Consider the following 20,040-nt stretch of genomic DNA (forward strand, 5'->3'; position numbering starts at 1 on the left):
CAGGCCCTTGGCATCCCTCGGCATCTAGCCCGTTGCCGCACCGCGGAAAACGTGTTTCTGCGCCGCCGCGATTTTTTGGCGGCGGCTTGCCGCGTAGTTGTCCTCGGTCCCGCCGCGCCGGGCCGTGCGGTCGGCGATCAGGGCCTCGGTCTCGCCGAGGCGCCCTGCGCGCAGGCCCGCGTCGATGCACAGCCGCTCGAATACGTCGCGCTGCGCGTGGCTGCCGCCGGCATCGGGCATATGCGGGCGGGCACGGGACAGGGCCGCGAAGGCGGTGTCGTAGTCCCCCTCGCCGAAGGCCGCGACACCGCGCGCGGCATCCATCCCCGGCGTCGCCATCCGTGCGGCGACCCCGTTCTGACGACCTGCATCCGATGCGATCCGCGCGGCCAGCCGGTCGGCCGCATCGGGGCGGTGATCGCCCGCGAGCGCCAGCATGTAGTGCAGATCGGCGAAGATCAGGCAGCCATCGTCGGTCCGGCGCTCCGACAGATCGGCCAGTTCGACCCAGCGTTCGCCGACATCGACGCCCTCCAACTCCAGCCGGGACAGAAGCGAGGTCGCATTAGCAATGTCGCGGTAATCGTCGGTCTGCTCGGCCCGGACCTGCGCGTCGTAGGTCGCCAGCGCCTCATCGAGGCGGCCGAGATCGAGCAGCATCAGCGCGCGGTGCCACCAGACGTGGAAGCGGAAGTTGTTGCAATGCGCCCAGACCGCCTCGCGCCCGTCGAGCCAGCCTAGGCCCCCCGCCGCATCGCCGGTCATGTCGTGGACATGGGCCACCGCGTGCAGGCCCCAGGCGTCGTCCGGCGCGAGGTCCAGCGCCCCGTGCCCGGCCCGAATGGCGGCCCCGTGATCGCCGGTTTCCTCCAGCGCGAAGGCGTGACAGCCCAGAAGGTAGCCCCGTCCCGCATGGCCCTCGGAATGGCCCTGCAAGCAACGCTCGACGGACGCGCGCATCCCCGACGCATCCCCGATCACGAAGCGGATCGCATGTGAGAGCTTCATCAGGAGCGTGTCGCCCGGTGCCTGGGCCAACACCGCCTCCAACGCGCCGATGGCGCCGTCGTAATCCCCCGCCAGGAGCCGTTCGAGCGATGCGGTCAGCGCCCGCTCCCGGCCGTTGCCCTCGCCCTGCTTGGCGGCCACCAGCGCCTCCCCGGCGACGGCCATCCCCTCGCGCCGCCCGAGAAGCGCCATGAAGAGGCCCTTGAGCGCGTGACCCGAGGCGTGGTCGGGCGCCGCGTCCAAGAGGCGTCCCAGATGCACGGGCGTCGCCGCCCCGTGCGCGAGGAAGGCGCGGGCCGTGTCGTTCCAGTGACCGAGCGCCGCCGCGGGCAGCGTCACCGGCTGGTCGAAGATGTCGTGCAGGACGGGCATGGGGCGGCTCCGGGGCAAGTATCTCCACGGGCTTAGCCGGGGTGCCCGCGTCATCCTATAGCCGCAGGCCCCGTGTCACGGACACGTTACGAAACGCGAGCGGGGCGGCGCCCCGCCGCCGAGCCTTCGGCGCGTCATTCGGCGAAGGGATCGTCGCGCTCCAGCCGGTCGGTATGCGCCCCGAAGCGCGGCGGCGGGTGGCGATAGGTGACGGGCGTGCGCGACAGCTTCAGGGGATTGCCCACCAGCGGCAGGGTCGCGCCCCCCGGCCCCTCCATGTCGAGCGCCATGCCGCGCGCCGCGACCTGCTCGGTCTCGAACACTTCGGGCAACGTCTTGACCGGTCCGACGGGAACGCCCGCCGCCTCCAGCCCGTCGGTCAGGTCGGCCGACCGCATCGCCGCCATCGCGGGCTCCAGGATGGCCGCCAGGGCGTCGCGGTTCGCGATCCGCGCGGGGTTGGTGGCGAACCGCGCGTCCCCCGCGAGGTCGCCCAGCCCGAGCACACCGCAGAAGCGCCGGAACTGTCCGTCGTTGCCGACCGCGACGATCACGTGGCCGTCGGATGTCGCATAGACGCCGTAGGGCACGATATTCGGGTGATCGTTGCCCCGCCGCTTGGGTGCCTGGCCGGTCAGTCGCGTATTGACCGCCTCGTTGATGGTCCAGGCGATCTGGCTGTCGACGAGTGCGACGTCCACATGCTGCCCCTCGCCCGTCGCCTCGGCATGGCGGAGCGCGGCCAGGAGGCCCACGCAGGCATACATCCCGCACATCACGTCGGCGATGCCGACGCCCACCTTCATCGGCTGGCCATCGGGGTCGCCGGTCAGGGACATGATCCCGCCATAGCCCTGCGCCATGAGGTCATAGCCCGGCTTCGACGCGTTCGGTCCCGTCTGGCCGAAGCCGGAGATTGAGCCGTAGACGAGCCGCGGGTTCACCGCCGAGAGCGCGGCGTAGTCGAGCCCGTATTTCGCCAGTCCGCCCGGCTTGAAGTTCTCGATCACGATATCGGCCTGCGCGGCGAGGCGCTTGATCTCGGCCTGTCCGGCCTCGCAGGCGATGTCGATCCCGACCGAGAGCTTGTTGCGGTTGGCGCACATGAAATAGGCTGACAAATCCGTATCTTCCACGCCGTCCTTCACATAAGGCGGCCCCCATTGGCGCGTGTCGTCCCCGCCCGAGGCGGGGTTCTCGACTTTGAGGACCGTGGCGCCCAGATCGCCCAGGAGCTGCGTGCAGGTCGGCCCGGCAAGGATGCGGCTGAGGTCGAGGACGCGGACGCCCGCGAGCGGGCCCGCTGGTTCAGATGCGTCCGTCATAGGCTCTCCGGTCGATATGTGCGGCGATCAGCGTGAAGGTGTCGGCCGCCAGGGCGGTGTCCATCGCGGCGCGCAGGGCCTCGCGGTCATGGACATCGACGCCGTGGCCGCCGAAGCCCCGCGCGACGGCGGCGTGGTCGGTGCCGTCGAAATCGACGCCTGCATTGCGCATCTGGCGCTGGCGCTGTTTCAGTTCGATCAGGGCGAGCGAGCGATCGACGAAAACCACGATCACCACTGGCAGACCCAGCGAGGCGGCCGAGGCCAACTCGCCCGCCACCATCAGGAAGCCTGCGTCGCCCGTGAAGGCCACGACGGGCCGCTCGGGCGCCGCGCGCTTGGCCCCGAGCGCCAGCGGCAGCGCGCAGCCCATGGTACAGAGGCCCGAGGATTGCAGGAGCGTGCGCGGCGCGGGACAGTCCCACATCTGGCTGAGCAGGATGCGATGCGCGCCACTATCGACCGTCGCGATGGTGTCGGGCGGACAGGCGGCGCGGCAGGTCTCAATCACCGCGCCCGGCCCCCAGTCCTCGGCAGCGAAAGCGTCCTTCAGCGCCCCGCGGATCGCGGCCACATCCCAGACGGGCCCGGCCTCGATCTCGTCGCCGATGAAATCCAGCGTCTCGCCCACCGGGGCCACGACCTCCAGCGTCGCGCCGTGCATGCCGTGGGTGTTGGCCGCGTGGCAGATGTCGATGACGTTCTGCGTCTCGGGATCCCAGACCTCGCGCCAGCCGGTCCGCATCTCGATCGGGTCATAACCCGCGAGGATCACGAGATCAGCCTCGCGAAAGAGCGGCAGGAGATGGGTATCCGCCTTGGGCGAGAGCCCTGCGCCGCCAAGGCAGAGCGGATGATCCTCGGGGATGAGCCCCTTGCCCTTGTAGGTCGTGACCAGCGGCACGCCATGCGCCTCGCAGAAGCGGCGGATGGCGTCGCCCGCGTCGTCGCGGACGGCGTCGAGCCCGGCCAGCATGATTGGACGCTTCGCCTCGGCCAGCCAGTCTCGCGCCGTCTCGAGCGCGTCCACCCCGATGCTGCCCGGCGCGGTGGCGGGGCGACGGACGGGAGCATCCGACACGGCCATGTCCGCGACCGAGATCGGTACGTCGATCAGAACCGGACCGCAGCGCCCGCCCGTGCCGCCGCTGGCGATCCGGACGGCCTTGTCGGTTTGCACGGCCGCCGCTTCGGGGGCGAGTGTGAAGGTCGCGCGGGTGATCGGGGCCAGCACCGCGCGATGGTCGAGCACCTGGTGCGTGTAGGTCTCGGCCTCCGCCGCATCGACGCATCCGGTCAGCACGATCATCGGCACGCGGTCCTGATCGGCATTGGCGATCACGTTGACGCCGTTCATCAGGCCCGGCCCCACCGTCGCCACGAGGATCGCGGGCGCGCCGTCGACGTGATGCGCGCCCTCGGCCATGAACCCGGCCGCGTTCTCGTGGTGGCAGAGATGGAACGATATGCCCGCCGCCTCGAGCGCGTCGACGAGTGTCAGGACCTCGCCGCCGGGCATTCCGAAAGCGTGCCGGCAGCCGGCATCATGAAGTCGTCGGGCGAGGGCGTCTGCGGCGCGGATCGTGCTCATTGCGCCGCGATATCACTCCGGTCCGGGGCGTCAAACCCGTGGCGCGTCTGGTGTAGCCTCCTCCCGAGAACGTGACCGGCGATCTGGTTGCGCAACACTTGCGCCGTGCCACCGCCGATCGTGAACATCCGCACGTCGCGGTACATCCGCTCGAGTGGTGTCTCGCCGCCGTAGCCCCTGGCCCCGAACATCTGGAGCGCGCGGTCCACGACCCGCACCGCCATCTCGGAGGTCATCAGCTTGGCACGCGCGGCCTTCACCCGGTCGGGGAAGCGCTCGGTCGTCGCGGCGTCTTGGATCATCAGCCGTGCGGCGTGGATCTCGGTGTCCATGTCGGCCAGCATCCATTGCAGGCCCTGGAATTCGGCCAGCGAACGCCCGAACTGCTCGCGCTCCTGAAGGTACTCCGCCGCAAGGCGCGCCGCTCCCGCCGCCACCCCAAGCGCGATGGTCGCCGCCCCGACCCGCTGCGTGTTGTAGGCATCCATCAACGCGCCGAAGCCCGCATCCGGGATGACCATGTCGTCGCCAACGAAGAGGTTCTCGATGTGCAGCTCCGCCTCGGGCATTCCGCAAAGACCCATCGTGCGTTCCAGCCGCGCGACCCGCAGCCCATCGCCCCCTTCTGCCAGGAAGCCACGGATGCCGTCGGGCGTCTGCGCGAAGATCAGGTGCAGCTTCGAGACGCCGCCGCCGGTGATCCAGTGCTTGATCCCGTCGAGCCGCCAGCCGCCGGGCACCTGCATGGCCCGCGTGGTCATCGCCGTGGCGTCGGACCCAGCTCCCGGTTCGGTGATGCAGATGGCGGGCTTGTCCCCGGCCAGTACCAATCGGGCCGCGCGATGCTTCTGGGCCTCGGTGCCGTAGGCCATCACCGCGCTGAGCGCGCCCATATTGCCCTCGACCAGCACGCGCCCGGTCAGGGTGCAGGCGCCCGAAACCGCCTCGACGATCCGCACCACCTCGGTCAGGGGCAGGCCGGGCCCGCCATAGGCCTCGGGGATGGTCATCCCCATCAGCCCCGCGCGGGTCAGATCCTCGACATTGGCGTGGCAATACCGCCGCTCGCGGTCCCAGGTCGCCGCACGGTCCCGGAAGCGCGGCAGCAGCGCCTCGGCGCGGGCGAGGTGATCCGGGGGGGCGGTGTCGAGCATGGCGGGTCTCCTTGCGGGAGAATATCGACGCTGGACGTGTTCAGGACCATCGAATTAGATTGCCATCTGCATTCAAGGAACCTGAAGTTGCGCAATCGAGACCTCGCCACCCTTCGTATGATCGCCCGCGTCGGATCGTTCCGCAAGGCGGCGGAGCGGCTCAACATGACGATCTCGGCGGTCTCGATGCAGATGAAGGCGCTGGAGGCCGATCTCGGCGGCGCGCTCTTCGACCGAAGCCTGCGGCCGCCCCGGCTGACGGCGCTCGGCCGATCGGTCGCGGACACCGCGGGAGATGTGCTGGATGCCGAGACGCGGCTGCGCGCCCTCGCCCGCCCCGATGCGCGGCTGGCCGGACGCTTCCGGCTGGGCCTCGTGGCCAGCGCCGGGCCGCGACTCCTGCCCGGCTTCGTGACTCGCGCGCGCGCCCTGCCCCAGGCGCATTGGACCTTCCATACAGGCCTTTCGGAGACATTGGAGGCCGAGGTCGCGACGGGCGCGCTCGACGCGGCGGTGGTGACGGCCACGGGCGTGCCCCAGGGCGGTATGCGCCACCGCCTCCTGGAGCGCGAGCCCCTGGCGACCGCCCTGCCCGACCGCGCCGCGCCCGACCTGCCCTTCCTGCAGTTCGCGCCGCGCACGGGGATCGGGCGCATCATCGCCGACGAGCGTCCGCGTCATCCCGGCCTCGCCGCTCGGCCCGTCCTCGTCCTCGACCACGTCGCGACGATCCTCGCATTGCTCGATGCGGGCCACGGGGCGACCATGCTGCCGGCCCCCGACTTCGGACGGCGCGCGCATACGCCGCTCGAAAGGACCCGTGACTTGGTGCTGGTCACACGGGCCGGCACTATGCTCGACGCCGAGGCCGAACGGCTGGCCGCCCTTCTGGTCTGAGGCGACTTAGCGCGCCGCGTCGGCCACTGCGGCGAAGGCGGCGTCGAGTTCGGCGGCGATCGCGGCCAGGCCCGGCGCCTCGTCCATATAGGGCGCGAAGACGACCGAGGGCGGGACGTAGCTGAAGCTGGCCGTGCCGTCGGCATTCTCGGTGACGTAGATGCGGATCGGTGCCTCGATCATCGCCGCCGTCGAGAGGCGCAGCACCCGCACGGCGAAGTCGTTGTTGTAGAGGCCGATCACCCGGTTGCCGGGGATCTCGATGCCCCGCGCGGCGGCGGCCCCGGTCGGCCCCGCCATGGTCACCACGGCAAGGCCCGCGGGCTTTGCCGCGGCCCGCAGGTCCTCGACCAGCGCATCGAAGGTCTTCGCCGTCCGCTCGACCACCCAGCCCTCGCGCGGGGCGATGTCGGCGACCTCCTCGGCCGTGGTCGGGAGCGCGAGGCACAGGGCCCCGCAAAGCGCGAGCATCTGAAGACGGAGCATTGGCGGGTCCTTCTCGGGTCAGTCGCTCCGACCCTGCCCCCTGCGCCCCGCGCCGCCCAGCCCCGCGCGATCACGTCTGCGCCAGTTCCGCCCTTGCGGATCGCCTTCGCCCTGTTCTAGACCCGCCGGCGGAGCGGTGGCCGAGTGGTCGAAGGCGCACGCCTGGAAAGTGTGTAGGCGGGAAACCGTCTCGAGGGTTCGAATCCCTTCCGCTCCGCCACGCCACCATCTCGATGACTTTAGTTGGGCCTCTTTGGGCGGCCTTTTTTCTTACAGATCAGCGGCATGGCACGTCAGCTAAGCTGCACTGGATTTCGTTGGTTTTACCCTATATTCGTCTGTTGCGTGGTACGGATAGTGGTATGATCGGATGGCGCTGGACGGCAAGTTAACCAAGAAGCTCGTGTCGAATCTTGGCCCCGGCCGGCATGGCGATGGCAACGGTCTCCACCTAGTCGTCGATCCTTCCGGCGCGCGGCGCTGGATCGTGCGGGTGACGGTCAAGGGACAGCGCAATGCCATGGGCAAACCCCTGCGGACGGATTTCGGCCTCGGCAGCGCCGAACTTGTGACGCTGCCTCAGGCACGGGATCGGGCGCTCGAGTACCGCAGGATGGCGCGGGCCGGGCTCAACCCCCGCTTCAACGCGACGCGCGAGGTGCCGTCTTTCGAGGAGATCGCGGGACAGGTACATATCGAGCGTCTGCCGACCTTCAAGAACGCCAAGCATGGCCAGCATTGGATCAACACGCTGCGGGACTACGCCTTCCCGAAAATCGGCCGCATGCCGGTCGACAGTATCGGCCAGCCGGAGGTCCTGATGTGCCTGTCGCCGATCTGGACCGAGAAGCACGAGACGGCCCGGCGCCTGGCTCAACGGATCAAGATCGTGCTCGATGTGGCCCGCTCGAAGGGGTTCCGCGATGGGGAGAACCCGGTCACGACGATCAAGGACGCGGCCATTCTGCCGAGAGTTCGCGCGAAGCCGCAGCATCACGGCGCAATGCGCTGGCAGGACTTGCCGACCTTTTACGTCGCCTTGCGCGAGCGCAAAGCGATGGCGGCGCACGCGCTGATGTTCACCTGCTTGACCGCGTCGCGCACTAACGAGGTTCTCGGCATGCGCTGGGAGGAAGTCGATCAAGCCGAGCGGCTCTGGACCTGCCCTGCCGAGCGCATGAAGACCGGCGAGGCCCATCGCGTGCCGCTGACGCCGGAGATGCTTCAGATCCTCGACGAGCAGCGAGCCCTCGGGTCGGATGTCGTCTTCGAAGGTCAGAAGCGAAACCGTCCGATGTCGAACATGTCGATGTTGATGCTGCTTCGCCGGATGGGGGTGAAAGACGTGACGGTCCATGGGTTTCGCTCGGCCTTCCGCGACTGGGCGGCGGAGGCGGCGGGCGCGCCCCGCGAGGTCGCGGAGATGTGCCTCGCGCACCGGGTCGGCACAGCCGTGGAACGGGCCTACGCCCGGTCGGATCTGCTGGAGAAGCGGCGGGTACTGCTTGCGCGCTGGGCCAATCACGTATGTGGGGGCTAAGCGGATGTTCGCGCCTTTCGGGTATACATCACTCCATACGCTCTGGAAAGAATTCGTGGCTCGGCACGCCGAGCCTCTTTGTGAAGTCGCTCGAACGAAATATGCCGCGTCTGAGTCGATAGGGGACTTCATTCCGATTTCGGGTTTTGGACAGTTCGGCTCGCCAGCGGATTTCGTCGAACAGGCATTTATCGAAACGTTCGACGGCCGGGCAATTTCACTGGCCACTGCACATGGAGCGATTGGGCACTTTGCGGCAAAGGACGACAACAGTGGATTCCGCCTGCTCGACCGCCTAACGGTCTTCGAGGCCACCATGCATGTCTTCGAACACGATCCCGGAGCGATGCCATCATCGGTGCTCCATTCGGTCGGGTCCTATGAGTTCGATCCATGGCCGCATAAGTCGGAAGGCCTCGACGAATGGCGTATAGTGTACGTCGAAGGGCCGCAGGCCAACACGCCCTTCCGTCAGCTTCGCTTCCATACCCTGCCCTACACCTTCGAGCGAAACCGCTTCATCGTGCCTCGAGAACCGCCTCCTTGGGGGGACGATCTGATCGACGAGCTGTTCGCCCCACGCCTCAGGGAGCATGGAGGCCAATCCTTCGCCCTGACCGACGACGAGGCGAACGACTGGCGGCGGCGCATTCTGTCGCCTCGTTACATCAACGCTCAACGTGGTGGTTTACGTGTCACCTCTGCTCCGGGGCGGCCGTCGCGCCGCGAAGAAATCCGCTTAGCTTACCGGAGAGTCTTTCCGACCGGAGATCAATTGTCCTGGAAGCAGGCGCAAAGGGCTGTTGAGGACACAGGCGCTCCGACCGTAAGCTTGGACACCTTCAAGCGCGCCGTTCATGATCTGAGAAACAAGAAGCAACGTTAGTGCAAAACCCTTGGGCAAAAGCCCGGTACGGGTTTTGCACCTTTTGCCGCGGTTCCGACATCCATCGAATGCAGGCCAACGAACTCCTCGCAGTATCAGCGAGGAAGATCGAGCGATGCCCAGCCTATTCGACGACAATCGAACCTATGTCCTTGGGGACGCCGAACTCGAGCTGATCGGCGACCGCAACAAGCTCGCGCAATGGCGGCACAAGGGGATGGGTCCGGCCTACTACAAACTCGGCCGGAAGATTCTGTACTGCGGTGCGGACCTGAACGCCTGGGCGGAGACCCGACGCATGGTTCCCCTCGCCCGTGATGACCGAGGATCGGCACGCCGATGAGGGCCTCGCCGCCACCAGTTTGCAGCATCGCCGGGAGTACCCGCCGATGAGCCGCAACTACAACAAGATCCGGCCGAAGCTGCATCGGGTCTATCGCGTCGAAGACTTGATGGAACTCTACAACGTTAGCCGGAACACGGTGACGAACTGGGTCAATGCCGGCCTCCAGCCGTCGGACGGAAAGCGGCCCTACCTGTTCCGGGGCGCCGTCGTGAAGGCCTTCCACGAGGGCCGGCGGGAACGCGCGAAGGGTCGTCTGCGGCCGGGCGAGTTCAAGTGTCTCGGTTGCAAAATGGCGGTGGTGCCACCCCCCGAGACCGTCAGTGTGAACAGGAGCAGAACCGGATCTGTCATGCTTCAGAGCTGTTGTCCCGAGTGCGATGCGCAGCTCATGAAGGTCGCCTCCCCGGCCGATCGAGCGGTTCTGCGGGGTGAACCCATTCCAAATACCGAGCGGGACTGCGCACACGAAGGGAATCCTATGGTCCCAGTTCGTGTTGTGAAATTCCCGTCCCCCTCCGGTCCGAAGATCCATCTCCGCAATGACCGCATCATCCATCGATGGCAGGGCTATGCGGGCCGCTACGATCCAAAGACCCAGGACCGGCATCTGGCGGCCATCCGATTCATGGAAGAGCTGACGGACGGAAAAGCGTTCGCCTGCCTCGCGTGCGATAACGTCAACGGTGTCCGCGAAGCCTTGCGCTGCTCGCTCGGGGCAGCGGGTGATGCGCGCCGGTCTCGCTCGACGGTTTCGCATATGCTCTCCCATCTGCGCGCCTTCCTCGAATGGCTCCTCAAGCAATCCGAGTTCGAGCGTCTCCCGCGCGACCTGCCAGGCTATCTCGAACTCTCCCGCAAGGAGTATGCCGCCGCCCTGCCCCGGCCTTCCCGCGCCTATCCGGAGATTGCGGAGGCGGAGGGAATGCTGCGAGCGATGCCAAAGGGCACGCGCAAGGAACGCCGCGACCGCGCGCTCTTCGCGCTCGCCTTTCTCGGCGCGCTACGAGCCGATACGGTCGTCTCGCTGCGCAAGAAACACGTTCTTCGCGACCAGCGGAAGATCGTTCAGGATGCCTCCGTCGTCCGCGCCAAGAACGGCAAAAGTCAAACCATCATCTGGTTCCCGATTCCGGACCTGTTCGGCACGGTGGTCACAGCATGGATCGTCGAGCTCACCGAGCTGGGCGCGATCGCCGAGGATGCATTGTTCCCGAGTGACAGCTGGTTAAACGAGCCGAGGCGCATGGCCGCGCCGGATCGCGCCCCGATCGAACCGATGGCGACGAAGCACGCCGTCACCGGGGCCTTCCGCATTGCATGCCGGTCGGCGGGCACGAACTACACGCCACATGCCGCGAAGCATACGATCGCCGCGCTGCGCGACGAACGGCATCTTACCCACGAACAACGCAAAGCTTGGTCGGAGAACATGGGCCACGAGAGCGAAGCGATCACCGAACGGCACTACGGCAAGATGTCAGACGATCGGCGGGCAGCGCTCTTCGAGGAGATAGGAAAAGAGGGTCAGGCAGATTCGACCTTTGATCAGGATCAGAGGCGACGCGTGAGTGAACTGCTCGATGAGCTTAACAAGATAGTCCGGGGCTAGGTACCAGTAATAGGTCGCCTGTGAACGCAGCTAGTGATTTACTACGGTACGGAATGAGTAAATAATCGCGAAAATTTCGGAGCCATGAGGAGAGGCACGGTGCCACGTCCGTATTACGGCTCAATTTTACAACCGAAGCAGACCCGCTTTTTACCCCGCGAATGAATGTCATATTTTCGAGAATGCTGCGTAATGTAGTTCCAGCTAAGGCTTGCGTCGGGGCCTTACTGAATGGCTATGCACCCGAGATATAGAGCAGCCCTGGCGCTGTTGCATGAAGCGTTTGAAGGACGGGTTTATCCTTCCCAGCTATCCACCAAACAAAGCTGCACCTAATCCAAACTCCTGACGCGGCTGGGCCCGCGTGGTGCCGGCAGGATTCGCGCAGCTTCCTCGGCCGGCTTTGCCTCTCGCCGAACCGACCATTCTTCCCGGTTCCCCCAACAACCGGGGAGGTGCGTCGTGACCGACGAGCTCCGTTCCCTTCTGAACGTGTGACACAAGATGCCGCGGGAGCATCACGCCCGCGTCTACCTTGAGGGCCTGATCTGGTCGGCGGACCGCGTCTGCCCGCACTGTGGCTTAGTGCGGTCCATCCGGCTGCGTCGCATGAGCGTCCGACTAAGCCTTTACCAGTGCCGGAAGGCCGAGTGCCGCGGCACAACTCACCGTCACCATTAAGACCCCGCTGCAAGGCATTAAGCTCGACCTGCGAATCTGGATCCGCACAAAGATGCTCGTGCTGATCTCGTCGAAGGGGATCTCGTCGGTCGTCATGGTCCGCCTGCTCGGTGTGAACGAGAAAATGGGACGGAAGATGGGCCACGCGATCCGCGAGTTGATGGACGACCGCCATGGCGAGTATCCGCGCCTCGAAGGCGCGGTCGTTGTGGACAAGGGCTACCGCGGCGGCGCGCCGCGCCGAAGTCGCTGTCGGGCGCTGCGGCCGCACGCGGGCTCAGCACGACCCGGCCGATGGTCTTCGTCGCAGCCGACCGCGAAGGCCGCGCGCGCGCCGCGGTGGTGCCGGACGGCACAGGGGCGACGCTCGGGACGAAGGTTGCCGGGTGGAGCGACCCCGACACGCCTTGGCTGATGACCAACTGCAATTCCGCATACGCCGCGGTGAGCCGGCAGATGCAGGGGCATTCGGCGGTCATCCACCGCCGAGGACAGCATACCGACCCGATTACGGGCGCCCACGCGAACACGCCCGAGGCGTTGATCTCGTCCCTGCGGCGGGCGCTGGTATAGGTCTCCCACCTCCTGCCGCCGCCCCACCACCAGAACTACATCGACGCGGTTTTCTGGCGCTGGAACCTCCGCGAGCCGGCGAGCGAGAAGACCGTTTAGCGGGTTGGTGGCTATGGACGGGTGCGCACCAAGACCACCAAGATCTCGAAGCTCCTGCCGGTGGTCAAGCAGATGCGCGCTGCTACAGGGTGCGTTCGTGCGGCAGGTCCGGCGGCCGCCGTGCTACTGGCTCCGATGGCCGTGATAGAAGAAGGATGCAAGCGGTCGAGGTAGAAGGGGCGAGGGGGCGTTCCGGTGGGGCATGCCCAAACAGTACGTTCTCTAGGAATGATCGTTTCTCTGTTCTAACTGCGTCGCCGCGCGAGTTCCCGGTAGAGCGCTGCGGGCGTAACGCCGATGCCGTCGGCGACCGCTTTCCAGCCGCCTCGCTCCGGCGGGCCGTGAAGTTCGAGCCAGCCGTCGAGGCGGTCCGAGAGACGCTTCAAGCGCATCAGTTCGACGCGGCCCCGTAGCGCCTGAATCTCGAGCGCAGCGCGTTGCAGCATCCTGGCCGTGGTAGTCGGGTCGGCCATCAGCCGGTCCATGAGGACGCCGCGCTCCAACGATAGCACGGTCCCCGCAATGCGCATGACGGCGTCGCAGTGATAGCGCGGCGCGAAGAGCGACGCCTCGGCCAGCAGCGTGCCGGCCGACGCGACATGGAGGGTGAGATGGCCCCCGTCCGCCAAGGGACGCTCCAGCGCCACCGCACCATCCCGCACGAGATGGACCGTCGTCACAGGGTCGTCGCGGCGGAACAGGATCTGCCCGGCAGCCACATCGGACCGCCGGGCGTCCGCGAAGAGATCGATGAGTTCGGACATGATCCGGATCATACGTTCCTGTCCCGCCTCCAGGATAGGGTGCGACGCCATCCAATGGAGGTTCGCATGCGCACCCGTCTGCTTCTCGCCATCCTCGCCGCACCCACCGTCCTCGTGGTCACGTCCCCGCCGGCATCGGCGCAGTCGGCTCATTCCCACACCGCCGGCATGGCGCACGGGGCGGCGAGCGCCGCGGCCTTGACCGAGCCGGGCCAGGGGGCGTTCGCCGCGCTGTCAGAGGTCGTGCGGGTGCTAGAGGCCGATCCGGACACCGACTGGTCGCGGGTCGATCTCGACGGACTGCGCGCGCATCTAGTGGACATGGACCTTCTCGCGACAGGCGCGGTGGTCGAGACGACGGGCCTGCCCGATGGCCTACGCGCTCGGGCTACCGGTCCCGCGGCGGTCCTCGGCGCCCTCCGCCGGATGGTGCCCGCTCATGCGATACAGCTCCGGGCCGATCAATCCTGGACGGTCGAGGCGGTGGTGGGACCCAAAGCCGTCACGCTGAGGGTCACCGCGACCGATCCCGCGACCGTCGCCCGCATACAGGGGCTGGGCTTCTTCGGCCTGATGGCAAGCCAGGACCATCACCGCGCGCATCACCTCGCGATCGCGCGGGGCGACACGCCGCACGGGCACTAGGCGTAGCGGGCTTGCGCCGGCGCGATACCCCCAATAGGTATTGGATCGATGCGAGCCGTCCTTTGCTTTCTTCTAACCTGTGCCGTGCTCATGATGGCGAGCCTGTCGGCGTCGCACGTCTCCGCGCATGTCGGTCATGGTGGAGGGGACGACATTATGCGGATGGACCATTCGGACGATGCGTCCGCCTTGGCGGAATGCTGCGACGCGACGTCGGGGCGGACCGCGCCGGGCTGCGGGTTCGACGCTTCCCTCGAACGTGCTGCATTCGAGGTGGCGCAGACGGCAATGATCCTTGGGCACCGTATCGTGCAGGCGCGCGCGCCGGACGGTCTCGCCCCGGAGACGCCGCTCGATCCTCCGAAAATCTGAAGGCTCGCACGAGACCCTTCCAGGCGCATCGCCGCGCCCGACCTTCGATTGAGGATACGATCCCATGACCACACGCCGCAACCTGCTCGCCCTCCTGGGCGGAACGGCTTTCGCCGCCGCCTTGCCCCTCGCTGTCGGCGCCGAGATGCGCGCACCCCTCCACGTCCTCGCCGCCCCCGGCTGCGGGTGCTGCCATGCATGGGCCGACCTCGCCAGCGCGCGGGGCCACGCCGTCACGGTCGAGGAGATGACCGACCCCGACGCGCAGAAGGCTGCGCTCGGCGTGCCGATAAATCTGGCCTCCTGCCATACGGTCCGGGCTGGGGATTACGTGTTCGAGGGGCACGTGCCCTTCGCCGCGCTCGACGCGGTGCTGCGGGACCGGCCGAACATCGCGGGTCTCGCCGTGCCGGGAATGCCGATGGGCTCGCCGGGCATGGGGGACGATCCGTCCGCGCGCTTCGACGTCATCGCCTTCGGCGGTGCGGCAGGCGCGGGCCGCGTGTTCTACCGCGCCGGGACGCCGGACCCCTTCGCGGGCTGACGGCATGCGCCGGTCCATCGCCATCGGCGGTCTCGCGCTCGCAAGCGCGGCCGCCCTCTCGCTTTTCGTCCTCTCTACTTGGACGGCACGGGCGGAGATCGTGCGCCTGCGGGCGGACGACCCGTCCACCGTCGCCATCGGGGCACAGGTCTACGCCGCCGAATGCGCCGCGTGCCACGGCACCGACCTGGAAGGTCAGCCCGACTGGCGCGTGCGGGGCGCCGACGGCCTGCTGCCCGCCCCGCCCCACGACGAGACGGGACATACGTGGCACCATAGCGGCGACGATCTGTTCCGGATCGTGAAGCTGGGCCTGCCGACGCTGATCGGCGACCCGGACTACGCCACGGCCATGCCGGCCTATGGCGGCGTGCTGACGGACGACGAGATCGTCGCCGTCCTCTCATACATCAAATCCACATGGCCCGCGGAGATCCGCGCGGCCCACGACGCGAAGGTTCCCACCCGATGACCCGATCCCTCCTGCTCGCGGCGATCCTGTCCGCTGCCGCCGCGACCGGCGCGACCGCCCATGAGAAGACCGCCGCCACGACTCCGCAAGTCGGCGCGACCGTGGCCGAAGTGCCGATGCTGCACGTCGTGTTCGGAGGTCCCATGCGCGTGACCTTCGCGGAACTGACTCGCGCGGACGTGCCGGTCGCCATCACCCGTAAGGCGGGCATGGAGCCGGTCACCGAACTTCATGCAACGCCGGACGCCGCGCTGGCGCCAGGCGCCTACCGCTTCGAATGGCGCGGGTTGGCCGAAGACGGGCATCCGATGCAGGGCGAACTGCTCTTCACCGTGGCCGAGTAACGATGACGGGCCTCGCCCCCATGGACGCCTTCGCGGTCGCGAGCGCGCTGCTCAAGGCGGCGGGCTATGCCGCGGCGCTGCTCGCCATGGGGGGCGTGCTCTTCGCCGTGGCCTTCGACGACCGGGCGGAGGCGGACGTCCTGCGCCTCGCCCGCCGCCTTGCCGTCGGCGCGGCGCTGCTCGGCCTCGCGGTCCTCGCGGCGCGGTTCGGCCTGCGCGCGGCGCGCATCTCCGGGATGGGCTGGGATGGCGCAACGGATCCCACGATGCTGGGCTTCGTCTGGCAGAGCCCGCTCGGCACCGCGGCAGCCTGGCGCGGGCTGGGCGAGGCGGCGATCCTCGCGGTCCTGCTGCCGGGCATCGGGCGGTTCGCCGCAATCGGTGGTGCGGTGGCGGTGGCCTATTCCTACACGCAGGTCGGGCACACGCTGGCCGAGCCGCGTTGGATCCTGGCCGTGCTCTTGACCCTGCACCTCCTGGCTGCGGCGTTCTGGATCGGCGCGCTCGCGCCCCTCCATCGCGCCGCCCGAACATCCGACGGCGCGCCGCTGCTCCACGCCTTCGGGGTGGCGGCAGGCGTCGCGGTCGCGTTACTGGCTATGGCCGGGACGGTCCTCGCCTGGCTTCTGGTCGGCTCGCTCGAAGGGTTGTTCGGTACGGCCTATGGCTGGGGCCTGCTCGCCAAGGTCGCGGTCGTCTGCGCGCTGCTCGGCCTCGCCGCCCTGAACAAGTGGCAACTCGTCCCTGCCCTGCGCGAGGACACTCCCGGCGCGGCTGCGACTCTGCGCCGGTCCATCGCCGTCGAAGGCGCGACGGTCGCGCTGATCCTCGTTCTGACGGCGGCGATCACCACTGCGACCACGCCGCCGATCAACCTATGACAGGGGGCGTCGTCATACCGCTTGCCGCCGGCACCGCCTTTGCCGCCGCGACCATCGCTCTGCTGCGCTGGACGGGGATGGACCGGGATCGCGCGACGGGACCGCTGATGCTCGTCGCGATCGCCCTGTTCTATCCGGTCTTCGCCGTGGAGAACGGATCGCGCGCAGAGGTCGCGATCCATGCGGGCATCGCCCTGGCGTTTCTCGGAGCCGCCATCATCGGGCATCGCCGGGGCCTCGCCCTGGTCGGCATCGCCATGATGGCCCACGGCGCGTTCGACCTTGCTGCCCACGTCCTGACCGATGGGCCCGCGCCGCGCTGGTGGGGACCGTTCTGTCTCGGCGTCGATGTCGTCCTCGGCGCGTGGCTCCTGATCGCCCGGCCATGGGCGACGATCAGTCGCGAGCGCGATCGAGAAGCTGGATCAGCTCCATGAACTTCGCCCTCTGGTCCGTCCGGTCGCCCGAGGCGAGCGCATCCTCGATGCAGTGCGACGCATGATCCTCGATCACCAGCTTCTCCACGCCCTTGAGGGCGGCGCGCACGGCCGCGATCTGCGTGAGGATGTCGACGCAGTAGCGGTCCTCCTCGACCATCCGCGCCACACCGCGAACCTGGCCCTCCAGGCGCTTGAGACGTTTCAATGCGGCTTCGCGGTTCTCATGCATGGGCCAGATAAAGGCTTTGCGCCCGTCCATGTCGAGAGCGCGCGTGCCCGGCGGACCGACGGAACCGTTTCCCATAACCATCGTTCAAATACCCATAAGGGGTATAAGGAGGCCCTATGACCCATCACGACAACTCACAATCTGGCGGCTCCGGCTATGGCCGGTTCGCCGCGATGATCGCGGCCTCGACGGTCATCATGTACGGCCTGATGTATCTCAACACCTACGCGCTGGACCACGTGTTCTTCAGCCAGACGCGGATGTGGATGGCGCTCTACATGGGTGCGATGATGGCGATCGTCATGCTTGCCTTCATGCTCGGCATGTACGCGAACCGTACCATCAATATAGCGATCTTCGCAGGTGCCGCCGTGGCATTTGCGGCCTTTCTCTATCTTGTTCGCAGCCAGGATACCGTGGGGGACGTCGCATGGATGAAGGCGATGATCCCGCACCATTCCATCGCCATCATGACGTCCGAGCGGGCCGACATCTCCGACCCTCGCGTCCGCGAACTGGCCGATGCCATCATCGAGGCGCAGCGCGCCGAGATCGCGGAGATGAAGCGATACATCGCTGACATCGAGGCGAACGGCGATGCCGCGCCCGGCACGCCGCGCGCCGAGTGACCCCGCCACCCTGCAACCCGACAGCCCGGAGGCTATCATGCCCAAGGACACCCTGACCGACCCCGCAGCCACAGCGACCGGCAAGAAAGCCGTTCTTTACCGGATGGTAATGGACAAGCACACCTGTCCCTACGGGATCAAATCCAAGTACCTGCTGGAGAAGGAGGGCTTCACGGTCGACGACCGCTGGCTGGAGACCCGCGAGGAGACCGACGCCTTCAAGGCTGAGCATGGCGTGAAGACCACGCCGCAAACGTGGATCGAGGGCGAGCGCGTCGGCGGATACGACGACCTCCAGGTCCGCCTTGGCAAGAAGAATCCGAACGAGAGCGACACCTCCTACGTCCCCGTGATCGCGATCTTCGCCACGGGTCTGGGTCTGGCTCTGGCCTTCGCCACCTTCGCGGGCGTGCCGTGGTTGTCCTGGCAGGTGCTGGGCTGGTTCATCTCGATCAACATGGTCCTGCTGGGGCTTCAGAAGCTTAAGGACCTGGAATCCTTCTCGACCATGTTCCTGAACTACGACCTTCTGGCGAAGCGCTGGCCGCCCTACGGCTATATCTATCCCTTCGTGGAGACGGGTGCCGGCCTCCTGATGACGGCGATGGTCTGGACCTGGCTGTCCGCCCCTGCCGCCTTGATCGTGGCGACCATAGGTGCGGTCAGCGTGTTCAAAGCGGTCTATGTCGACAAGCGCGAACTCAAATGCGCCTGCGTCGGCGGCAACTCCAACGTGCCCCTGGGCTTCGTCAGCCTTACGGAGAACCTCGCCATGATCGGCATGTCGGTCGTCATGCTCGGGCTCCTGGTCCTGTGACCGGCATGCCTTCGACGCACGGGGTCACGGCGTGACGGCGACCCCAAGGCGCAACCTGCTGGTCGGGCTCCTCGCCCTCGGCGGCGGCTACGCCGTCCTGCGGACCGGTACGGCGGCCTATGGGCGACTGACCGGCATGGACCTCGCTTACGAGCCGATGGAATGGCCCGAGGGCTTCCGCAAGCTCGTCGCAGGGTCCACCAGTTCCGGCGGCTTCGACCCCTTCGTGGGGTTGGACGCACCGGCGACGCCAGACCGCGCGGTCGATACCGCCGCCGTGGAGGCCGATCCCTGCGGCGCCCTCTTCGGCGGGCCACTCGATTCCGGCATCGTCCCGATCGCATCGTTCTCCGACTACAATTGCCCCTTCTGCCGCGTCCTCACCCAGCGGCTCGCGGCCTATGAGGCGGCGGAGGACGGGGTGCGGGTCGTCTGGCACGAGCTGCCGATCTTGGGGGACGGCTCGCGCGCCGCCGCGCGCGCCGCGCTCGCGGCCAAGCGGCAGGGCGCCTATGTCGCGTTCCACGAGCGATTGATGCGCTCCCCCTTCGAGCCGACGGACGAATACCTCCGCGTGCTCGCGGCCGATTTGGGCATCGACGCGGACCGGCTCGCCGCGGACATGGCGAGCGATGCGGTCGCGGACGAGATCGCGACGAGCTTGGCACTCGCACGCGGCCTCGCCACGGTCGGCACCCCCGTCCTCGTGATCGGACGGACGGTGATCGAGGGCGCGCCCGACATGGATACGATCAAGCGGATCGTTGCCGAAGAGCGCGAGCAACCACCGATATGCGCATGACGAGTCATCTCACCGGGCGCCGAACGGCCGACGAGGCCACATACCCCTGTGAGGTATGTTGACACGATCCCCTATGTTCTCTAGCGAATGTGTCATGCGTGCTCTCATAGCCATTCTCGTGACGATTCGGACGACGGCCATCTTGGCCGTCATTGCCGTTCTCGCGTTTGGCTCCCTATCGGCATCCGTGTCGGCGGGGACGTATGATCATCATGCATTCGTTTCGATCGACGATCATTCGCTTCAGGGTGAGCGTCAGGCCGCGTCCTGCCCGTCCGGCGACGTTTCGGGCGGACACGGCATGGATGATGGCAACTGCTGCATCGGCACGTGCACCACGATCCTGACCGTCGCCGCACCGGTCGACGTCCCCGAACGGTTGCTTGTCCTGAGCGGTCCAGCATTCCGTCCGTTGTCCGCACGCTCGAGTTTTGTCGAGTTCGTTCGTCCGCCGTCTCTGAGCATCTGATCGCGGCCCGCACGCGGGCCTGACTTCAGATGACGGTCCCACAGCGCCGGGATCCGCTCGAGACG

25 protein-coding genes and 1 tRNA gene are annotated in these 20,040 nt (G+C 67.4%); 19 read left to right on the top strand and 7 right to left on the bottom strand.

Translation table 11 applies throughout. From position 1 onward, the window contains the following. Window positions 1-24 precede the first annotated feature (24 nt). From ACK8OR_RS03405 to ACK8OR_RS03420, 4 genes are all read right to left on the bottom strand, one after another. Window positions 25-1,380 carry a tetratricopeptide repeat protein gene (locus tag ACK8OR_RS03405; protein WP_410188060.1) on the bottom strand — a complete coding sequence of 452 codons (1,356 nt, stop codon included), beginning with the start codon at window positions 1,378-1,380 and terminating at the stop codon, window positions 25-27. 134 nt (window positions 1,381-1,514) lie between these two features. Continuing rightward, window positions 1,515-2,705, bottom strand: coding sequence for a CaiB/BaiF CoA transferase family protein (locus tag ACK8OR_RS03410; protein ID WP_410188061.1), 1,191 nt, complete (start codon window positions 2,703-2,705; stop codon window positions 1,515-1,517). Then, window positions 2,689-4,296 carry a thiamine pyrophosphate-binding protein gene (locus tag ACK8OR_RS03415; protein ID WP_410188062.1) on the bottom strand — a complete coding sequence of 536 codons (1,608 nt, stop codon included), beginning with the start codon at window positions 4,294-4,296 and terminating at the stop codon, window positions 2,689-2,691. The genes ACK8OR_RS03410 and ACK8OR_RS03415 overlap by 17 nt, the downstream gene beginning before the upstream one ends. Next, entirely contained in the window at window positions 4,293-5,450 is a 1,158-nt protein-coding gene (locus ACK8OR_RS03420; protein ID WP_410188063.1) for an acyl-CoA dehydrogenase family protein, read from the bottom strand. The genes ACK8OR_RS03415 and ACK8OR_RS03420 overlap by 4 nt, the downstream gene beginning before the upstream one ends. A gap of 87 nt (window positions 5,451-5,537) precedes the next feature. Here ACK8OR_RS03420 and ACK8OR_RS03425 point away from each other — a divergent pair, with 87 nt between their 5' ends. Then, a complete protein-coding gene (locus ACK8OR_RS03425) occupies window positions 5,538-6,347 on the top strand; it encodes a LysR family transcriptional regulator (protein ID WP_410188064.1) in 810 nt (269 codons plus the stop codon). Window positions 6,348-6,353: 6 nt separating this feature from the next. Here ACK8OR_RS03425 and ACK8OR_RS03430 read toward each other — a convergent pair whose 3' ends face one another. Further along, window positions 6,354-6,833, bottom strand: coding sequence for a DUF302 domain-containing protein (locus tag ACK8OR_RS03430; protein ID WP_410188065.1), 480 nt, complete (start codon window positions 6,831-6,833; stop codon window positions 6,354-6,356). Between the two features lie 130 nt (window positions 6,834-6,963). Here ACK8OR_RS03430 and ACK8OR_RS03435 point away from each other — a divergent pair. The 7 genes from ACK8OR_RS03435 to ACK8OR_RS03465 all read left to right on the top strand — a co-directional run bounded on the left by ACK8OR_RS03435 (window position 6,964) and on the right by ACK8OR_RS03465 (window position 12,468). Further along, a tRNA-Ser gene (locus ACK8OR_RS03435) sits at window positions 6,964-7,053 on the top strand. 150 nt (window positions 7,054-7,203) lie between these two features. Next, a complete protein-coding gene (locus tag ACK8OR_RS03440; protein WP_410188066.1) occupies window positions 7,204-8,373 on the top strand; it encodes a tyrosine-type recombinase/integrase in 1,170 nt (389 codons plus the stop codon). Between the two features lie 4 nt (window positions 8,374-8,377). Then, a complete protein-coding gene (locus ACK8OR_RS03445) occupies window positions 8,378-9,259 on the top strand; it encodes a hypothetical protein (protein ID WP_410188067.1) in 882 nt (293 codons plus the stop codon). A 115-nt stretch (window positions 9,260-9,374) separates the two neighbouring features. Further along, window positions 9,375-9,602, top strand: a complete 228-nt coding sequence (locus ACK8OR_RS03450) for a MerR family transcriptional regulator (RefSeq protein ID WP_410188068.1) — start codon at window positions 9,375-9,377, stop codon at window positions 9,600-9,602. A gap of 46 nt (window positions 9,603-9,648) precedes the next feature. Further along, window positions 9,649-11,214 carry a tyrosine-type recombinase/integrase gene (locus ACK8OR_RS03455; protein WP_410188069.1) on the top strand — a complete coding sequence of 522 codons (1,566 nt, stop codon included), beginning with the start codon at window positions 9,649-9,651 and terminating at the stop codon, window positions 11,212-11,214. 504 nt (window positions 11,215-11,718) lie between these two features. Beyond that, window positions 11,719-11,895: a transposase gene (locus tag ACK8OR_RS03460; protein WP_367274941.1), complete on the top strand. Its 177-nt coding sequence runs from the start codon at window positions 11,719-11,721 to the stop codon at window positions 11,893-11,895. Between the two features lie 249 nt (window positions 11,896-12,144). Further along, window positions 12,145-12,468: a transposase gene (locus tag ACK8OR_RS03465; RefSeq protein WP_298435055.1), complete on the top strand. Its 324-nt coding sequence runs from the start codon at window positions 12,145-12,147 to the stop codon at window positions 12,466-12,468. A 344-nt stretch (window positions 12,469-12,812) separates the two neighbouring features. Here the strand turns inward: ACK8OR_RS03465 and ACK8OR_RS03470 are convergent, their stop codons facing one another. Then, the gene (locus tag ACK8OR_RS03470; RefSeq protein ID WP_410188070.1) at window positions 12,813-13,331 is read right to left on the bottom strand and encodes a Crp/Fnr family transcriptional regulator; all 519 of its coding nucleotides are present in this window, start codon (window positions 13,329-13,331) and stop codon (window positions 12,813-12,815) included. Window positions 13,332-13,397: 66 nt separating this feature from the next. Here ACK8OR_RS03470 and ACK8OR_RS03475 point away from each other — a divergent pair, with 66 nt between their 5' ends. The 7 genes from ACK8OR_RS03475 (at window position 13,398) to ACK8OR_RS03505 (ending at window position 17,026) form a co-directional block, all read left to right on the top strand. Further along, window positions 13,398-13,976 (top strand): hypothetical protein, encoded by a 579-nt coding sequence (locus ACK8OR_RS03475; RefSeq protein WP_298432266.1) that lies wholly within the window; start codon window positions 13,398-13,400, stop codon window positions 13,974-13,976. Between the two features lie 162 nt (window positions 13,977-14,138). Beyond that, window positions 14,139-14,348 (top strand): hypothetical protein, encoded by a 210-nt coding sequence (locus tag ACK8OR_RS03480; RefSeq protein ID WP_410188071.1) that lies wholly within the window; start codon window positions 14,139-14,141, stop codon window positions 14,346-14,348. Between the two features lie 64 nt (window positions 14,349-14,412). Further along, the gene (locus ACK8OR_RS03485) at window positions 14,413-14,892 is read left to right on the top strand and encodes a DUF411 domain-containing protein (RefSeq protein WP_298432269.1); all 480 of its coding nucleotides are present in this window, start codon (window positions 14,413-14,415) and stop codon (window positions 14,890-14,892) included. Window positions 14,893-14,896: 4 nt separating this feature from the next. Beyond that, window positions 14,897-15,364 carry a c-type cytochrome gene (locus tag ACK8OR_RS03490; protein ID WP_298432271.1) on the top strand — a complete coding sequence of 156 codons (468 nt, stop codon included), beginning with the start codon at window positions 14,897-14,899 and terminating at the stop codon, window positions 15,362-15,364. Next, complete coding sequence (locus ACK8OR_RS03495; protein ID WP_298432273.1) at window positions 15,361-15,708, top strand: copper resistance CopC family protein; 348 nt, start codon at window positions 15,361-15,363, stop codon at window positions 15,706-15,708. Before ACK8OR_RS03490 ends, ACK8OR_RS03495 begins: the two co-directional genes overlap by 4 nt. A gap of 2 nt (window positions 15,709-15,710) precedes the next feature. After that, window positions 15,711-16,589 carry a CopD family protein gene (locus ACK8OR_RS03500; protein ID WP_298432275.1) on the top strand — a complete coding sequence of 293 codons (879 nt, stop codon included), beginning with the start codon at window positions 15,711-15,713 and terminating at the stop codon, window positions 16,587-16,589. Continuing rightward, a complete protein-coding gene (locus ACK8OR_RS03505; protein ID WP_298432277.1) occupies window positions 16,586-17,026 on the top strand; it encodes a hypothetical protein in 441 nt (146 codons plus the stop codon). Before ACK8OR_RS03500 ends, ACK8OR_RS03505 begins: the two co-directional genes overlap by 4 nt. Here the strand turns inward: ACK8OR_RS03505 and ACK8OR_RS03510 are convergent. Then, on the bottom strand, window positions 16,986-17,333 hold the full coding sequence (locus ACK8OR_RS03510; RefSeq protein ID WP_410188072.1) for a metal-sensitive transcriptional regulator: 348 nt from the start codon (window positions 17,331-17,333) through the stop codon (window positions 16,986-16,988). The two genes, ACK8OR_RS03505 and ACK8OR_RS03510, sit on opposite strands and share 41 nt — an antisense overlap. 41 nt (window positions 17,334-17,374) lie before the next feature. Here ACK8OR_RS03510 and ACK8OR_RS03515 point away from each other — a divergent pair, with 41 nt between their 5' ends. The 4 genes from ACK8OR_RS03515 to ACK8OR_RS03530 all read left to right on the top strand — a co-directional run bounded on the left by ACK8OR_RS03515 (window position 17,375) and on the right by ACK8OR_RS03530 (window position 19,975). After that, window positions 17,375-17,887: a DUF305 domain-containing protein gene (locus tag ACK8OR_RS03515; RefSeq protein WP_298432281.1), complete on the top strand. Its 513-nt coding sequence runs from the start codon at window positions 17,375-17,377 to the stop codon at window positions 17,885-17,887. Between the two features lie 37 nt (window positions 17,888-17,924). After that, on the top strand, window positions 17,925-18,704 hold the full coding sequence (locus tag ACK8OR_RS03520; protein WP_298432283.1) for a glutaredoxin family protein: 780 nt from the start codon (window positions 17,925-17,927) through the stop codon (window positions 18,702-18,704). Between the two features lie 31 nt (window positions 18,705-18,735). After that, window positions 18,736-19,506 carry a DsbA family protein gene (locus tag ACK8OR_RS03525; protein WP_410188073.1) on the top strand — a complete coding sequence of 257 codons (771 nt, stop codon included), beginning with the start codon at window positions 18,736-18,738 and terminating at the stop codon, window positions 19,504-19,506. 94 nt (window positions 19,507-19,600) lie between these two features. Then, window positions 19,601-19,975 carry a hypothetical protein gene (locus ACK8OR_RS03530; protein WP_410188074.1) on the top strand — a complete coding sequence of 125 codons (375 nt, stop codon included), beginning with the start codon at window positions 19,601-19,603 and terminating at the stop codon, window positions 19,973-19,975. Window positions 19,976-20,040 lie beyond the last annotated feature (65 nt).

The sequence above is a fragment of the Jannaschia halovivens genome, from assembly GCF_046452375.1.
GTDB classification, from domain to species: domain Bacteria; phylum Pseudomonadota; class Alphaproteobacteria; order Rhodobacterales; family Rhodobacteraceae; genus Jannaschia; species Jannaschia halovivens.

Excerpts from the sequence above, each read along its gene's own strand:
- ACK8OR_RS03520 (WP_298432283.1), top strand. The coding sequence starts at position 17,925 with ATGCCCAAGGACACCCTGACCGACCCCGCAGCCACAGCGACCGGCAAG.
- ACK8OR_RS03460 (WP_367274941.1), top strand. The coding sequence starts at position 11,719 with ATGCCGCGGGAGCATCACGCCCGCGTCTACCTTGAGGGCCTGATCTGG.
- ACK8OR_RS03500 (WP_298432275.1), top strand. The coding sequence starts at position 15,711 with ATGACGGGCCTCGCCCCCATGGACGCCTTCGCGGTCGCGAGCGCGCTG.
- ACK8OR_RS03485 (WP_298432269.1), top strand. The coding sequence starts at position 14,413 with ATGACCACACGCCGCAACCTGCTCGCCCTCCTGGGCGGAACGGCTTTC.
- ACK8OR_RS03450 (WP_410188068.1), top strand. The coding sequence starts at position 9,375 with ATGCCCAGCCTATTCGACGACAATCGAACCTATGTCCTTGGGGACGCC.
- ACK8OR_RS03490 (WP_298432271.1), top strand. The coding sequence starts at position 14,897 with ATGCGCCGGTCCATCGCCATCGGCGGTCTCGCGCTCGCAAGCGCGGCC.
- ACK8OR_RS03405 (WP_410188060.1), bottom strand. The coding sequence starts at position 1,380 with ATGCCCGTCCTGCACGACATCTTCGACCAGCCGGTGACGCTGCCCGCG.
- ACK8OR_RS03420 (WP_410188063.1), bottom strand. The coding sequence starts at position 5,450 with ATGCTCGACACCGCCCCCCCGGATCACCTCGCCCGCGCCGAGGCGCTG.
- ACK8OR_RS03480 (WP_410188071.1), top strand. The coding sequence starts at position 14,139 with ATGGACCATTCGGACGATGCGTCCGCCTTGGCGGAATGCTGCGACGCG.
- ACK8OR_RS03475 (WP_298432266.1), top strand. The coding sequence starts at position 13,398 with ATGCGCACCCGTCTGCTTCTCGCCATCCTCGCCGCACCCACCGTCCTC.
- ACK8OR_RS03415 (WP_410188062.1), bottom strand. The coding sequence starts at position 4,296 with ATGAGCACGATCCGCGCCGCAGACGCCCTCGCCCGACGACTTCATGAT.
- ACK8OR_RS03515 (WP_298432281.1), top strand. The coding sequence starts at position 17,375 with ATGACCCATCACGACAACTCACAATCTGGCGGCTCCGGCTATGGCCGG.
- ACK8OR_RS03495 (WP_298432273.1), top strand. The coding sequence starts at position 15,361 with ATGACCCGATCCCTCCTGCTCGCGGCGATCCTGTCCGCTGCCGCCGCG.
- ACK8OR_RS03410 (WP_410188061.1), bottom strand. The coding sequence starts at position 2,705 with ATGACGGACGCATCTGAACCAGCGGGCCCGCTCGCGGGCGTCCGCGTC.
- ACK8OR_RS03440 (WP_410188066.1), top strand. The coding sequence starts at position 7,204 with ATGGCGCTGGACGGCAAGTTAACCAAGAAGCTCGTGTCGAATCTTGGC.
- ACK8OR_RS03455 (WP_410188069.1), top strand. The coding sequence starts at position 9,649 with ATGAGCCGCAACTACAACAAGATCCGGCCGAAGCTGCATCGGGTCTAT.
- ACK8OR_RS03530 (WP_410188074.1), top strand. The coding sequence starts at position 19,601 with ATGCGTGCTCTCATAGCCATTCTCGTGACGATTCGGACGACGGCCATC.
- ACK8OR_RS03470 (WP_410188070.1), bottom strand. The coding sequence starts at position 13,331 with ATGTCCGAACTCATCGATCTCTTCGCGGACGCCCGGCGGTCCGATGTG.
- ACK8OR_RS03445 (WP_410188067.1), top strand. The coding sequence starts at position 8,378 with ATGTTCGCGCCTTTCGGGTATACATCACTCCATACGCTCTGGAAAGAA.
- ACK8OR_RS03510 (WP_410188072.1), bottom strand. The coding sequence starts at position 17,333 with ATGGGAAACGGTTCCGTCGGTCCGCCGGGCACGCGCGCTCTCGACATG.
- ACK8OR_RS03505 (WP_298432277.1), top strand. The coding sequence starts at position 16,586 with ATGACAGGGGGCGTCGTCATACCGCTTGCCGCCGGCACCGCCTTTGCC.
- ACK8OR_RS03430 (WP_410188065.1), bottom strand. The coding sequence starts at position 6,833 with ATGCTCCGTCTTCAGATGCTCGCGCTTTGCGGGGCCCTGTGCCTCGCG.